Source organism: Kocuria sp. KKT182 (genome assembly GCF_055635395.1).
In genome coordinates this window covers 1,630,687-1,643,137 of sequence record NZ_CM145757.1, presented here as the reverse complement: position 1 = coordinate 1,643,137, position 12,451 = coordinate 1,630,687, and the positions used below count along the sequence as shown (strand labels likewise).

The 12,451-nt window shown below is 73.3% G+C and carries 13 protein-coding genes; 10 read left to right on the top strand and 3 right to left on the bottom strand.

Annotated elements, in window-relative coordinates; genetic code table 11:
• Position 1: 1 nt before the first annotated feature.
• Entirely contained in the window at positions 2-721 is a 720-nt protein-coding gene (locus tag ACZ2G1_RS07545; protein ID WP_470377718.1) for a FadR/GntR family transcriptional regulator, read from the bottom strand.
• A 117-nt stretch (positions 722-838) separates the two neighbouring features.
• Positions 839-2,509 carry an L-lactate permease gene (locus tag ACZ2G1_RS07540; protein WP_031282543.1) on the bottom strand — a complete coding sequence of 557 codons (1,671 nt, stop codon included), beginning with the start codon at positions 2,507-2,509 and terminating at the stop codon, positions 839-841.
• Positions 2,510-2,760: 251 nt separating this feature from the next.
• Here ACZ2G1_RS07540 and ACZ2G1_RS07535 point away from each other — a divergent pair, with 251 nt between their 5' ends.
• The 9 genes from ACZ2G1_RS07535 (at position 2,761) to ACZ2G1_RS07495 (ending at position 11,405) form a co-directional block, all read left to right on the top strand.
• A complete protein-coding gene (locus ACZ2G1_RS07535; RefSeq protein ID WP_126346972.1) occupies positions 2,761-3,612 on the top strand; it encodes a (Fe-S)-binding protein in 852 nt (283 codons plus the stop codon).
• Positions 3,609-5,297 carry a LutB/LldF family L-lactate oxidation iron-sulfur protein gene (locus ACZ2G1_RS07530; protein WP_470377648.1) on the top strand — a complete coding sequence of 563 codons (1,689 nt, stop codon included), beginning with the start codon at positions 3,609-3,611 and terminating at the stop codon, positions 5,295-5,297. The genes ACZ2G1_RS07535 and ACZ2G1_RS07530 overlap by 4 nt, the downstream gene beginning before the upstream one ends.
• Entirely contained in the window at positions 5,294-5,935 is a 642-nt protein-coding gene (locus ACZ2G1_RS07525) for a LutC/YkgG family protein (protein WP_109221922.1), read from the top strand. Before ACZ2G1_RS07530 ends, ACZ2G1_RS07525 begins: the two co-directional genes overlap by 4 nt.
• A 184-nt stretch (positions 5,936-6,119) precedes the next feature.
• Positions 6,120-6,401 carry a CHY zinc finger protein gene (locus ACZ2G1_RS07520; protein ID WP_470377647.1) on the top strand — a complete coding sequence of 94 codons (282 nt, stop codon included), beginning with the start codon at positions 6,120-6,122 and terminating at the stop codon, positions 6,399-6,401.
• Between the two features lie 82 nt (positions 6,402-6,483).
• Entirely contained in the window at positions 6,484-7,242 is a 759-nt protein-coding gene (locus tag ACZ2G1_RS07515; protein ID WP_470377646.1) for an energy-coupling factor ABC transporter ATP-binding protein, read from the top strand.
• On the top strand, positions 7,242-7,964 hold the full coding sequence (locus tag ACZ2G1_RS07510; RefSeq protein ID WP_470377645.1) for an energy-coupling factor transporter transmembrane component T family protein: 723 nt from the start codon (positions 7,242-7,244) through the stop codon (positions 7,962-7,964). Before ACZ2G1_RS07515 ends, ACZ2G1_RS07510 begins: the two co-directional genes overlap by 1 nt.
• A gap of 179 nt (positions 7,965-8,143) precedes the next feature.
• Positions 8,144-8,755: a biotin transporter BioY gene (locus tag ACZ2G1_RS07505; protein ID WP_426119007.1), complete on the top strand. Its 612-nt coding sequence runs from the start codon at positions 8,144-8,146 to the stop codon at positions 8,753-8,755.
• A gap of 93 nt (positions 8,756-8,848) precedes the next feature.
• Positions 8,849-10,258, top strand: a complete 1,410-nt coding sequence (locus ACZ2G1_RS07500; RefSeq protein WP_470377644.1) for a class I adenylate-forming enzyme family protein — start codon at positions 8,849-8,851, stop codon at positions 10,256-10,258.
• The gene (locus tag ACZ2G1_RS07495; RefSeq protein WP_426119003.1) at positions 10,239-11,405 is read left to right on the top strand and encodes a thiolase family protein; all 1,167 of its coding nucleotides are present in this window, start codon (positions 10,239-10,241) and stop codon (positions 11,403-11,405) included. Before ACZ2G1_RS07500 ends, ACZ2G1_RS07495 begins: the two co-directional genes overlap by 20 nt.
• 108 nt (positions 11,406-11,513) lie before the next feature.
• Here ACZ2G1_RS07495 and ACZ2G1_RS07490 read toward each other — a convergent pair whose 3' ends face one another.
• Positions 11,514-11,729 carry a hypothetical protein gene (locus ACZ2G1_RS07490; protein ID WP_426119001.1) on the bottom strand — a complete coding sequence of 72 codons (216 nt, stop codon included), beginning with the start codon at positions 11,727-11,729 and terminating at the stop codon, positions 11,514-11,516.
• A 114-nt stretch (positions 11,730-11,843) separates the two neighbouring features.
• Here ACZ2G1_RS07490 and ACZ2G1_RS07485 point away from each other — a divergent pair, with 114 nt between their 5' ends.
• Positions 11,844-12,407 (top strand): CGNR zinc finger domain-containing protein, encoded by a 564-nt coding sequence (locus ACZ2G1_RS07485; RefSeq protein WP_426118999.1) that lies wholly within the window; start codon positions 11,844-11,846, stop codon positions 12,405-12,407.
• The last annotated feature ends 44 nt before the right edge of the window (positions 12,408-12,451 follow it).

Sequence of the window (12,451 nt, the reverse complement as noted above, 5' to 3'; positions counted from 1 at the left end):
GTCACGCCCGCCGGCCCTGCCCCTCCTGAGCGGCGGCGCTGTGGCCGAAGAACCAGGTGATGTGCTCCCGCAGTGCGGCGGCGGCGTCCTCGCCCCGGCGCTCCTGGAAGGCGCGCAGGATCTCGCGGTGCTGCTCCTGCAGGGTGCGGCGCACCTGCGGCCAGTCGTCCAGGCCGGCGACGGTCTCCTGCACGTACCCGATGGTGGCCTGGCGCAGCGAGGCCATGATCGTCTCGACCACCACGTTGCCGGCCAGGGAGGCGAGCAGGATGTGGAACTGCGCGTCGTGGGCGTGGAAGCGCTCGTCCGGCAGGTCCGGGTCCTCCATGGCGGCCACGAGCTCCGCGGCGCGCCCGAGCACCGCCGCCCGCCCCGGGGTCTCCGCCGCGGCGGCCGCCTCGCGGGCGGACTGGGTCTCGAGCAGCAGCCGGGTCTGCACGAGGTCCCGCACCGGCAGCGACCGGTTGGCCACGTGCATCCGCAGCGCCCACCCGAGCGCGGCCGAGGGCTCCGCGATGACGATCGCCCCCGCGTTCGGCCCGGACCCGGTCGACGAGCGGACCAGTCCCATGGCGTCGAGGGTCCGGATCGCCTCCCGCACCGAGGCGCGGGAGATGCCGAACTCCTCGGCCAGGTGGCGTTCCCCGGGCAGCTTGTCGCCCACCGAGATCTCGCCCGTGCGCAGGCGCTCCTCGAGCCAGTCGAGGACGACGGTGTACATGCGTGCGGCTGCGGGCACGGGGGGCTCCTCAGAGGGTGGGCGGGACGCGGACCAGTCTAGGGAGGCGGCGGGGCCCCGCCGGACCGATCGGTCCAGCGGGGCCCCGGGGCGTTGTGCTCAGGAGGTCGGGAGCATCCAGGCCAGCACGTTGGACTGCAGGAACACCAGGGTGCACAGCAGCAGGAGCAGGCCGAGGGACCACCAGATGACCGAGCGGAAGATGGCGGACTCCTTGCCCTCCATGCCCACCGCGGTCGCGGCGATGGCCAGGGACTGCGGCGAGATCATCTTGCCCACCACGCCGCCGGAGGTGTTCGCCGCCGTCATGAGGTGCGGATCGAGGCCGGTGCCCTCGGCGGCGGTCTTCTGGAGGTTGGAGAACAGCGCGTTGGCGGAGGTGTCGGAGCCGGTGACCGCGGTGCCCAGCCAGCCGAGCACGGGGGAGAGGAACGCGAAGGCCGCGCCCAGACCGGCCACCCAGGTGCCGATCGAGATGGTCTGGCCGGACGTGTTCATGACGTAGGCCAGGGAGAGCACGCTCATGATGGTCAGGGCGGAGAAGCGCATCTTCCAGAACGAGCGCCCGATCTCCGCCACGGCGTTGCCCACCGAGAGCCGGAAGCGGCCGTTGCCGTGGAACACCGAGTAGATGACGGCGACGAGCAGGCCTGTGATCAGCAGCAGCGTGCCCGGGCTGGAGAGCCACTGGAACTTGTAGATGGTGCTCGTGACGGGCTCGCCGGCTGCGTTGAGGAGGTGTCCGTGCAGGCCCGGCCAGGGGATGGAAATGTCGGTGGCGGCCAGGGCCCCCGGGATGCTCACGCCGAGGGTCCACAGCTTGGCCAGACCGAAGACCGCGACCACCAGGACGTAGGGCAGCACGGCCATCCACACGCGTGCCGGGGTCAGCCCCTCGGGTGCGGGAGGCTTCTCCACGCCGAGGCGGGTGCGGACGGCGTCGGCGCCCTTGGGGCGCCAGAAGCGCAGGAGGATCACCGCGGCGGCCAGGCCGGTGAGGGAGGCAACCACGTCGGTGAGCTCGTAGGAGAAGTACGTGGCGCACCACCACTGGGCGACCGCGAAGGAGACGCCGATGACCAGCGCGGCCAGCCACGCCTCCTTGAGCCCGCGCACGCCGTCGATGATGAACAGCAGGATGAACGGCACCATGACCGCGAAGAACGGCGCCTGGTGGCCGACGACCGCGCCGATCCGCGCGGGATCCAGGCCGGTCAGCACGCCGGCGGTGGTGATCGGGATGGCGATCGCGCCGAACGCCACGGGCGCGGTGTTGGCGATGAGCACCACGGTGGCCGTCTTCAGGGGCTTGAGCCCCAGCGCCAGGATCATGGTCGCGGTGATCGCGACGGGCGCGCCGAAGCCGGCGAGGGCCTCGAGCAGGCCGCCGAAGCAGAACGCGATGAGCACGGCCTGGATGCGCAGGTCCCCGCCGCCGATGGTGTCGAAGATGGTCCGCAGGTCCTCGAAGCGGCCGCTGAGGACGGTCACCTGGTAGAACCACAGCGCCATGACCACGATCCACACGATGGGGAACAGGCCGTAGACCGCGCCCTGGGTGGCGGAGAGCAGTGTGAGGGAGAGCGGCATGCCGAAGGCCAGGACGGCGACGACGATCGCCGCCAGCAGCGCGGTGGCGCCCGAGACGTGGGCGCGGGCCTTGACGCCCAGCAGCATGACGAAGAACGTGAGCAGAGGGATGGTGCCGACGAGGGCGGAGAGCGCGACGCTCCCGCCGACGGCATCGGTCATCGCGGTAAAGGTGGTCACTCGGACTCCCAGGGACGGGGACGGACGGAACGGTGCGTGGCCGACGGGGAACGCGTCACGGCTATGGTCGGACCACAATGGTCTGACCACGAAGAGTACATGAGCCACGTCACACGGCCAACCGCTCTCCCGAGGTGGCGCGATCGTTGCGCCGGTCGATTGTGTGACGGGGTTCACCGGTCTAGCATGGTCAGACCACAGGCGGCCCGGCGTCGTCGTCCCGTCTTCCCGCTCCCGACTCCGGAGGTCGCATGAGAATCGCCCTGTTCGCCACGTGCATCGTGGACGCGATGTATCCGCGGGTCGCGCTGGCCACCGTGCGGGTGCTCGAGCGGCTCGGCCACGAGGTGGTGTTCCCGCCCGGTCAGGGCTGCTGCTCCCAGATGCACGTCAACAGCGGCTACTTCGACGACGCCCTGCCCGTGGTCCGCAACCACGTGCAGGCCTTCTCCGCCGTGGACTACGACGTGGCCGTGGCGCCGTCGGGCTCCTGTGTCGCCTCCCTGGGCCACCAGCAGCCGATGATCGCCCGCGCCGGCGGGGACGAGGCCCTCGCCCAGGAGGCCGCGGCCGTGGCCGCCACCACCTACGAGCTCTCGCAGCTGCTGACCGACGTGCTCGGCGTCCACGACGCGGCCGCGCAGCTCGGCTCCTGGTTCCCCCACCGGGTGACCTACCACCCGTCCTGCCACGGGATGCGGCTGCTGCGCCTGGGGGACCGGCAGAAGGACCTGGTCGCCTCGGTCGGGGACATCGACTTCGTCGAGCTGCCCGACGCCGAGGAGTGCTGCGGCTTCGGCGGGACCTTCTCGTTCAAGAACCCGGACGTCTCCGCCGCGATGGCCGAGGAGAAGATCGACAACATCGTCTCCACCGGCGCCGAGCTGTGCACCGGGGGAGACGCCTCCTGCCTGATGCACCTGGGCGGGGCCATGGCCCGCCGGGGAACGGGTGCGGGCACCGTCCACTTCGCCGAGATCCTCGCGTCCACCCGCGAGAACCCGCTCGAGGTCTCCGGGCCGGTCGAGCTGTCCATCCCGGGGCCCGGGGCGCGCCGCACGGCGTCGTCCTCGGCCCCCCGCACGACCGGAGGAGCTCGATGAGCCGCACGGCCCTGGGCATGCCCGCCGTCCGCCCCGTCCACGGCCAGGGGAACCTGCACGCGCAGACCGCGTTCCCCGCCGCGGCGAAGGCCGAGATGGGCAACACGCAGATGCGCGCCAACATCCGCCACGCCACCCACACCATCCGCGGCAAGCGCGCCGCGGTGACGGGCGAGCTGCCCGACTGGGAGGAGCTGCGCTCCGCCGGCTCCGCGATCAAGGAGCAGGTCATGGCGAACCTGCCGCACCTGCTCGAAGAGTTCGAGCGCAACCTCACGGCCCGCGGCGGCACCGTGCACTGGGCACGCGACGCCGAGGAGGCCAACCGGATCGTCACCGAGCTCGTGCAGGCCACCGGGTCCACCGACGTCATCAAGATCAAGTCCATGGCCACCCAGGAGATCGGCCTCGAGGCCCACCTCGAGGAGCACGGGATCACCGCCACGGAGACGGACCTGGCCGAGCTGATCGTCCAATTGGGCCACGACAAGCCGTCCCACATCCTGGTCCCGGCGATCCACAAGAACCGGCACGAGATCCGCGACATCTTCCTGGCCGAGATGGCCGAGACCGACGAGACGCTCACGTCCGAGCCCCGGGACCTCGCCGAGGCCGCCCGCACCCACCTGCGGGAGAAGTTCCTCTCCACCTCCGTGGCGGTCTCCGGGGCGAACTTCGGCGTGGCCGAGACCGGGACGCTGACCGTGGTGGAGTCCGAGGGCAACGGCCGCATGTGCCTGACCCTGCCCGAGACCCTGATCACCGTGATGGGCATCGAGAAGATCGTGCCCACCTTCCAGGACCTCGAGGTGTTCCTGCAGCTGCTCCCGCGCTCCTCCACCGGGGAGCGGATGAACCCCTACACCTCGATGTGGACCGGCGTGACACCGGGGGACGGCCCGCAGAACGTGCACGTGGTGCTCCTGGACAACGGCCGCACCGCGGTGCTCGACGACCCCTCCGGGCGCTCGGCGCTGCACTGCATCCGCTGCTCGGCGTGCCTGAACGTCTGCCCGGTCTACGAGCAGGCCGGCGGTCACGCCTACGGCTCCACCTACCCGGGGCCCATCGGGGCGATCCTCTCCCCGCAGCTGACCGGCATCACCTCCGAGCAGAACGCCTCCCTGCCCTACGCCTCCTCACTGTGCGGGGCCTGCTACGACGTGTGCCCGGTGAAGATCAACATCCCCGAGATCCTCGTGCACCTGCGCGACGAGGACGTGCGCACCCAGCACGGCGAACGCTCCGACGACGGCGCCGCCGCGGCACCGGCCCGGACCCGGCGCCTGCCGCAGGCCCCGTCCGAGATGGACCTCATGATGAAGGGGGCGTCCTTCGTGATGTCCTCCGGCAAGCGCATGGCGCTCGCCGAGAAGGTCCTCCCGCTGGGCCGGGCCGTGGCGGGCAAGGACCGGGCGATCAGCTGGCTGCCCGGCACGGCCGGCGGCTGGACCGACGAGCGGGACATCCCCGCCCCGCCGAAGGAGTCCTTCCGCAACTGGTGGGCCAAGCACGCCGACGAGACGCAGCAGCGGGTGACCGCCGACGGCGGACCCGTCACCGACGGCGCTGCCGCGACAACCGGCGCTGCCGGCACCACGGGTGCCGCTGCCACAGCGGGCGCCGCCGGCGCCCCGCAGGACGGGCCCGCGGACGAGACCCAGCACGACGGGGGAGAGCGATGACCGACGCCAGGACCGAGATCCTCCACCGGATCCGCGGGGCGCTGCACGACACGCCCGCGCCCGCAGCGGCGGAGCGCACCTACCGCCGCGCCTCGGACCGGCCGCGCGACGAGGTCGTCGAGATGCTCGAGGACCGGCTGGTCGACTACAAGGCCTCCGTGCACCACGAGACCCCCGCCACCCTGCCGGGACGGATCGCCGAGCTGCTGGGCGCCTCCGCCCGCTACGTGGTGCCCGAGGGCCTGGACCGCGCCTGGCTGCCCGAGGAGTCCGGCATGCGCCGGGTCATCGTGGATCCCAACGACGCCCGGGCGGCCTCCGCGCTCGGGGTGCGGGAGCTCAACGCCGTGGACGCCGTGGTGACGTCCTCGACCGTCTCCTGCGCCGAGACCGGCACCATCTTCCTCACCGGCCGTCCCGACGAGGGCCGCCGGGCGATCAGCCTGGTCCCCGACCACCACATCTGCGTGGTGCCCCTGGACTCGGTGGTCGAGCTGATCCCCGAGGCCCTCGCCCTGGTGGAGCCCACGGCCCCGGTCACCATGATCTCCGGGCCGTCCGCGACCTCGGACATCGAGCTCGAGCGCGTGGAGGGCGTGCACGGGCCCCGGACGCTGGACGTGATCCTGCTCGGCTGAGCTCCCGCCCGCACCGCACGAGGGTCCTCCACCGAGCGGCTGCGGCTCCGTACAGTGGACGTCGTCGGACGTCACGAGCGGCCGGTCCGGGCTCTCCCGCGGGAGGACCCGGACCGGCCGCGGCACGGGAGAGGCAGCGGTGAGACGGGTTCTGGGACGTCCTGTCGACGAGCAGACGCGGTGCGTGCACTACCGCACGCCGCTGGACGTGATCGCGATCAAGTTCTGGTGCTGCCAGGAGTACTACCCTTGTCATCTGTGCCACGAGGAGACCGCCGGCCACCCGGCGGCGCAGTGGCCGGTCGAGGAGCAGGACGCCGAGGCCGTGCTCTGCGGGGTCTGCCGCCACGAGCTCTCCGTGCGGGAGTACCTGGCGGTGGACGGCTGTCCGCGGTGCGCGGCACGGTTCAACCCGGGCTGCGCCCTGCACGCCGATCTGTACTTCGAGCCGGCACCCCGGGACTGAGACGCCCCGGGACCCAGGCGTCCCAGGGCGGCGGCAGCGGCCGCCCGCCGCTGAGCACGACGAGGAGAGGACGGCTTCCACGGTGTCGATCAAGCATCCGCTGCGGGACCGGTCCCGCCGGGCGGAGACTTCTGTCCCGCCGGGGCCGTCGGGAACCCGGTCCTCGCAGATCCGGCTGACCGGGGTCACGGTCACCCGGGAGGGCGTGGACGTCCTGCGCGACGTCGACCTGTCCCTGGACGAGCACCGCATCGCGGTGATCGGGCTCAACGGCTCGGGCAAGTCCACGCTGGTGCGCCTGCTCAACGGGCTGCTGCTGCCCTCCCGTGGCACCGTGCAGGTCGGTGGGCTGTCCACCACGACCGACGCCAAGCGGATCCGGCGGCAGGTGGGCTTCGTGTTCCAGAACCCGGAGAACCAGATCGTGATGCCGCTGGTGGCCGAGGACCTCGCCTTCGGGGCGAAGAACCTGGGCCTGCGCGGGGCCGATCTCACCGACCGGGTGGACGGGGTGCTGGAGCGGCTGGGCATTCCCCACCTGGCCGAGCGGGAGTCCTACGCCCTGTCCGGCGGGGAGAAGCAGCTGGTGGCCCTGGCCTCGGTGCTGGTGATGGAGCCGGCCACGATCGTCTTCGACGAGCCGACCACCATGCTCGACCGGCGCAACCGCCGCCGGCTGCAGGCCACCATCGACGGCCTCGACCAGCGGGCGGTCGTGGTGACCCACGACCTGGAGCTGATCGGCGGCTACGACCGGGTGCTGGTGGTGCACGAGGGCCGGATCGCCTTCGACGGCGCCCCCGGACCGGCGGTGGAGTTCTACGGCGGGATCAGCGACTGATGGGCGCGGCCCGGCAGCAGGACGCCCGCAGCGGTCCCGCCCGCCCCCACGGTTCCCCGGCCCACGGTTCACGGGCCCACGTCGCCGGTGGGTTCCACCGGGCCGGGCCCCGTGGTGTGCTGGCCCGGATCCCGGCCGGTCACAAGTTCGCGTTCCTGTTCGCGGCCAGTCTCGGCATCTACGCCGTGACGCACCTGGGCGTCCAGCTCGCCGTCCTCGTCCTGGCCGTGGCCGCCGCCGGGGCGACCCGCACCCCGTTCGCCCGCCTGGTCCGGCTGCTGGCCGGGCTGGTGCTCATCGTGGGCATCGTCTTCCTCACGCTGGGGTTCACCACGACCTGGGAGGCGGCGGCGGTCTCGGCGCTGCGGCTGCTGAGCCTGTGCCTGCTCGCCTGGGCGGTGAGCCTGTCCACCACGTTCGCCCAGATGCTGGCCCTGTTCGAGCGGCTGCTGGCCCCGACCCGGCACCTGGGGGCGAACCCGGCCCAGATGAGCCTGGCCCTGTCGATGACGATCCGGTTCATCCCGCAGATCCGCACCCAGTACCTCGAGGTCCGCGAGGCCCAGTTCGCCCGCGGACTGCACAACAGCCCCGTGGCCGTGCTGGTGCCCCTGCTGGTGCGGACCCTGGAGTCGGCCCAGGAGATCGCCTCCGCCCTCGACGCCCGCTGCTACGACTCCGCGGCCCCACCACGGGCCGCGCCCCGGACCACCACCGACTGACCCCGGGCCCACCCGACCGTCCCACCCGACCGTCCCGCTCCGTCCCGTCCCGACCGATGCAGTCCGGTTCGCCCCAGCCCGGCCGCTCCGACCGTCCTGTTCCATCCCGACCGTTCCAGACCCCTCCGTTCCGCCCCGCCCGCTCGAGCCCATCCGCTCGTCCCCGATCGAAGGACCCCATGACCACCATGACCTCCCGGACCGCCGACAGCTCCCAGACCACCCAGAACACCGTCCTGGTGGCCGTGTTCGCCGCCCTCATCGCCGCCCTGGGGCTGGTGCCCCCGATCACGGTCGGCATCATCCCGGTGCCCATCACGCTGCAAACCCTCGGGGTGATGCTCGCCGGCGCCCTGCTCGGGCCGGTGCGCGGCATGCTCTCCGTCGTCGTCCTGCACGCCCTGGTGCTGGCCGGATTGCCGCTGCTGGCCGGAGGCCGGGGCGGGCTCGGGGTGTTCCTCGGCCCGACCGGCGGCTACCTGATCGGCTGGATCCCCGCGGCCCTGGTCATCGGGGCGCTGGTGCAGTACTGGGCGATCCGGCGCACCGGCCGGGCCGCCCGCTTCGCCGCGGTGCTGCTGAGCGTGGTCGTGGGCGGCATCGCGGTGATCTACGCCTTCGGCATCCCGTGGACGGCCGTGGTCACCGGGCTGCCGCTGTCCACCTCCGCCCTGGGCGCGCTGGTGTTCATCCCCGGGGACCTGCTCAAGGCGGTCGTGGCAACCCTGGCCGCGATCAACGTCCACCGCAGCTACCGCCGGCTCCTGGGCGGGACGCCCACCGCCCGCTGACCACGGGGGAGCGCCGCCCGCCGGCGGCCGTGACACCCTGCTCACTGCTCAGCGGAGCCCCCGCGGCGTGAGACCACCACGGAGGACGAGGACATGCCTTTTCTGGACCGCGTGACCCGCTGGGCCGAGGAGCGCCCGCAGGAGCTCGCCGTCGCCTGCGGAAACGAGGCTCTGAGCTGGGGCGATCTGCGGGCCGGGGCCGCGGTCCTGGCCGCCTCGGGCGAGCCCACGGGGATGCTGCGGCAGGCCAACGGCACGGACTTCGCCGTCCGGTGGGCCGCCGGGGTGGCCGAGGAGCGCGTGTGCGCCGTCCTGGACCCGGCCTGGCCGGACGAGACGACCGAGCAGGTACGGGAGCGCTGCGCGGCGCGCCTCCCCGACCAGCCCGCCCCGGCGGAACTGCGCGACGGCGACCCCGCCTCGGCGTTCCTGATCGGCCTGACCTCGGGCACCACGGCCCTGCCCAAGGGCTTCCGGCGCAGCCGCGCCTCCTGGCGGCGCTCGTTCGATGCCTCCGCCGCGCACTTCGGTCTGGGACCCGGGGACCGCGTGCTGGCCCCCGGCCCCCTGGCGTCCAGCATGAACCTCTACGCCCTCTCCGAGTGCCTCTACGCCGGGGCCGGCTTCGTGACCCTGCCGGAATTCGACGTCGCCGCCGCCCACGCCGCGATCACCGGCCACGGCGTGACCCGCCTGGTGCTCGTGCCCACCGTGCTGCGCGTCCTCGCCGAGCGCGGCCTGGCCGCCGGCGTCGACGCGAGCGGCGTCACGGCGATCGTGTGCGCCGGGCAGAAGCTGGACGCCACCACGTTCGAGGCGGCCCGCCGCTGGGCCCCGCACGCCGCGATCTGGGAGTACTACGGTGCGGCCGAGCTCGGCTTCGTCGCCGCCCGCTGCCACCGCCCGGGCGAGCCCGCCGCGACGACTGCGGAGGACTCCGGCACCGCGGTGGGCTATCCGTTCCCCGGCGTGGAGGTGGCCGTCCTGGACCACGTCGGGAACCCCGTGCCGGAGGGCGTGACGGGCACGATCGGGGTCCGCTCGGACCTGGTCTGCGACGGCTGCCTCTGGGGCGACGACGGCGAGGCCTTCGGCCGGCTCGGCGGCCTGCACACGGTGCGGGACCAGGGCTTCCTCCGCAACGGGCAGCTGCACGTGCTGGGACGGGCGGCGGAGATGATCAACACCGGCGGGTACAACGTCTATCCGCACGAGGTCGAGGCGGCGCTGGCCCTGGTGCCCGGAGTGGCCGACGTCGTCGTCGCCGGCCTTCCCGACGCCACCCGCGGACAGCGGATCGTGGCCGGGATCCTCCCGGCCACCGCCGGGACGGACCGGGGGCGGATCCGGGCCGGACTGGACGGGCGGCTGGCCCCGGCCAAGCGCCCGCAGCAGTACTGGGAGCTCGGCGAGCTGCCGGTGACCGCGAACGGCAAGCTCAGCCGCGCGGTGTTCCGCGACTGGATCCTCGAAGGAGACGACCGTGCCCGACCGCTCGGCTGACGCCCCCGTGCTGGTGCTGGGGCGGCGCACGCCCCTGGCGCGCGCCGGGACCCTGCTCGACGGCGTGCCCGTCCACCGGCTGCTGGCCCCCGTGCTCCGCGCCCTGCTGGCGGACTCGGGCCTGGACCCCGCCCGGCTCGCCGACGTGGTCGTGGGCAACGCCGTGGGGGCCGGCGGCAATCTCGCCCGGCTCGCCGCCCTCGAGGCCGGCCTGCCGCTCTCCGTGCCGGGCCTGACCGTGGACCGGCAGTGCGGCTCGGGCCTGGACGCCGTGGTGCTGGCCTGCCGGCTCGCCCAGGCCGGAGCCGGCCGGGCCTTCCTCGCCGGCGGGGCGGAGAGCATCAGCACCGCACCGCTGCGCGGACGACGACGCGAGGACGGGGGAGTCGAGTACTACCGCCGCGCCCGGTTCGCCCCGGAGCACCTGGGCGATCCCGACATGGGCGAGGCCGCCGAGACGGTCGCCCGCGAGCACGGGATCGACCGGGAACGCCAGGACGGCTACGCCCTGCGCAGCCACCGGCGGGCGCTGGCCGCCGCGGAGGCGGGAGCGTTCGAGGACGAGCTGGTGCCGGTGGACGGTCCCCGCGGTGACGTGCGGGCCGACAAGGGCCCGCGCCGGGCGCTGAACGCGAAGCTGCTGGCACGCTTCCCGGCGGTGTTCGCCGCCGGCGGGACGGTCACGGCCGGGAACTCCTGCGGGGACGCGGACGGGGCGGCCGCCGTGCTCGTCACCGATCCGGCCACGGCCCGGGCTCTGGGCCGGCGGGAAGGGCTCGCTTTCCTCGGTGCGGTCACGATCGGGGTGGACCCGTCGCGGCTGGGCATCGGCGCCGCGGTGGCCGCCCGGCAGCTGCTGGCGGAGCAGGGCGTGGCGGTGGCGGAGCTGGCGGCGGCCGAGTTCAACGAGGCCTTCGCCGGACAGGTGCTGGCCTGCGTCGATCTGATCGGCCTCGACGAGGAGGTGCTCAACGCCGAGGGCGGCGCCCTGGCCCTGGGCCACGCCTACGGCGCCTCCGGGGCGGTGTCCGTGGTGCGCCTGCTGTCCCGGTCACGGACACTGCCCACCGGGAGTCTGGTGCTGGCGATGATCAGCTCCGCCGGCGGCATCGGCACGGCGGCCCTGTTCGAGAAGGTCGCGCTCTGACCGGGGCGGGTGCGCCCTGGACGACACAGCGTGCCCCGACCGAGAACTGTTCCTCCGGCTGGGACCGTGGCCGGCCCGGGGCGAGTAGCCCGGCCGGCCCCGCGTCGCTCAGTGCGAGCGCTGCGCCGTCGACTGCTCCGCGTCGTCCAGGCCCGGGTGCCACGGGCCGTGCTCGCCGAGCACGCTCACGCCGCGCCGCACGTTGTAGTACACGTCCCGCAGCGTCCAGCTGCGCAGGGCCGTGCGCTCGCGCCGCGGGACGGACTGCCGGCCCACGGTGGCGAACACGAAGAGCAGCGCCAGGAGGTAGAGTCCGCCGACCATGAGGGGCTCCTTCTCGCGACCATCGTCGCGTAAGGGTCTAAACTGTTGATGACACTCACGCTAGCCGTGGAAGGGATAAGTAGTCAAGTGCATTTTGCCTATGACACTGAAGACGTGCTCGAGTCCGACGTGGCGCTGATGAACACCGCGCCGAGCGCCACCCGCTCGGGGGAGGACAAGCTGGTGACCACCGCGCAGCTGCGGGACCTCCTCCAGGAGCACGGCTGGTCGGGGCGCTTCGACCGCGACGAGCACGAGCTGGCCGAGGTGCGCGAGGTCCGCGACGAGCTCCGGCGGGTCTGGGCCCTGAACCGGGACGCCATGGTGGAGGCGGTCAACGCCGTGCTCGACACCACCGAGCTCGCCCCGCACCTGGCCCGGCACGACGGGAAGGACTGGCACCTGCACGCCTCGCCCTCCGACGCACCCCTCGCCGCCCGGCTGCGCCTGGAGACGGCGTTCGCCCTCGTGGACGTGATCCGCGCCGACGAGACGGACCGGCTGCGGGAGTGCGGGGCCGAGGACTGCGGCGGGGTGCTACTGGACCTCTCCCGCAACCGGTCCAAGCGCTTCTGCAGCCAGCGCTGCGCCAACCGCACCAACATGACCGCCTACCGCCGGCGGCAGGCCTCCGATCCGGACACGGACGACCGCCCGGACTCCGCCGCCGGGGCGTGAGCCGGCCCGGCCGACCGGCCGGCGCGGGGAGCGGGGCGTCGTCG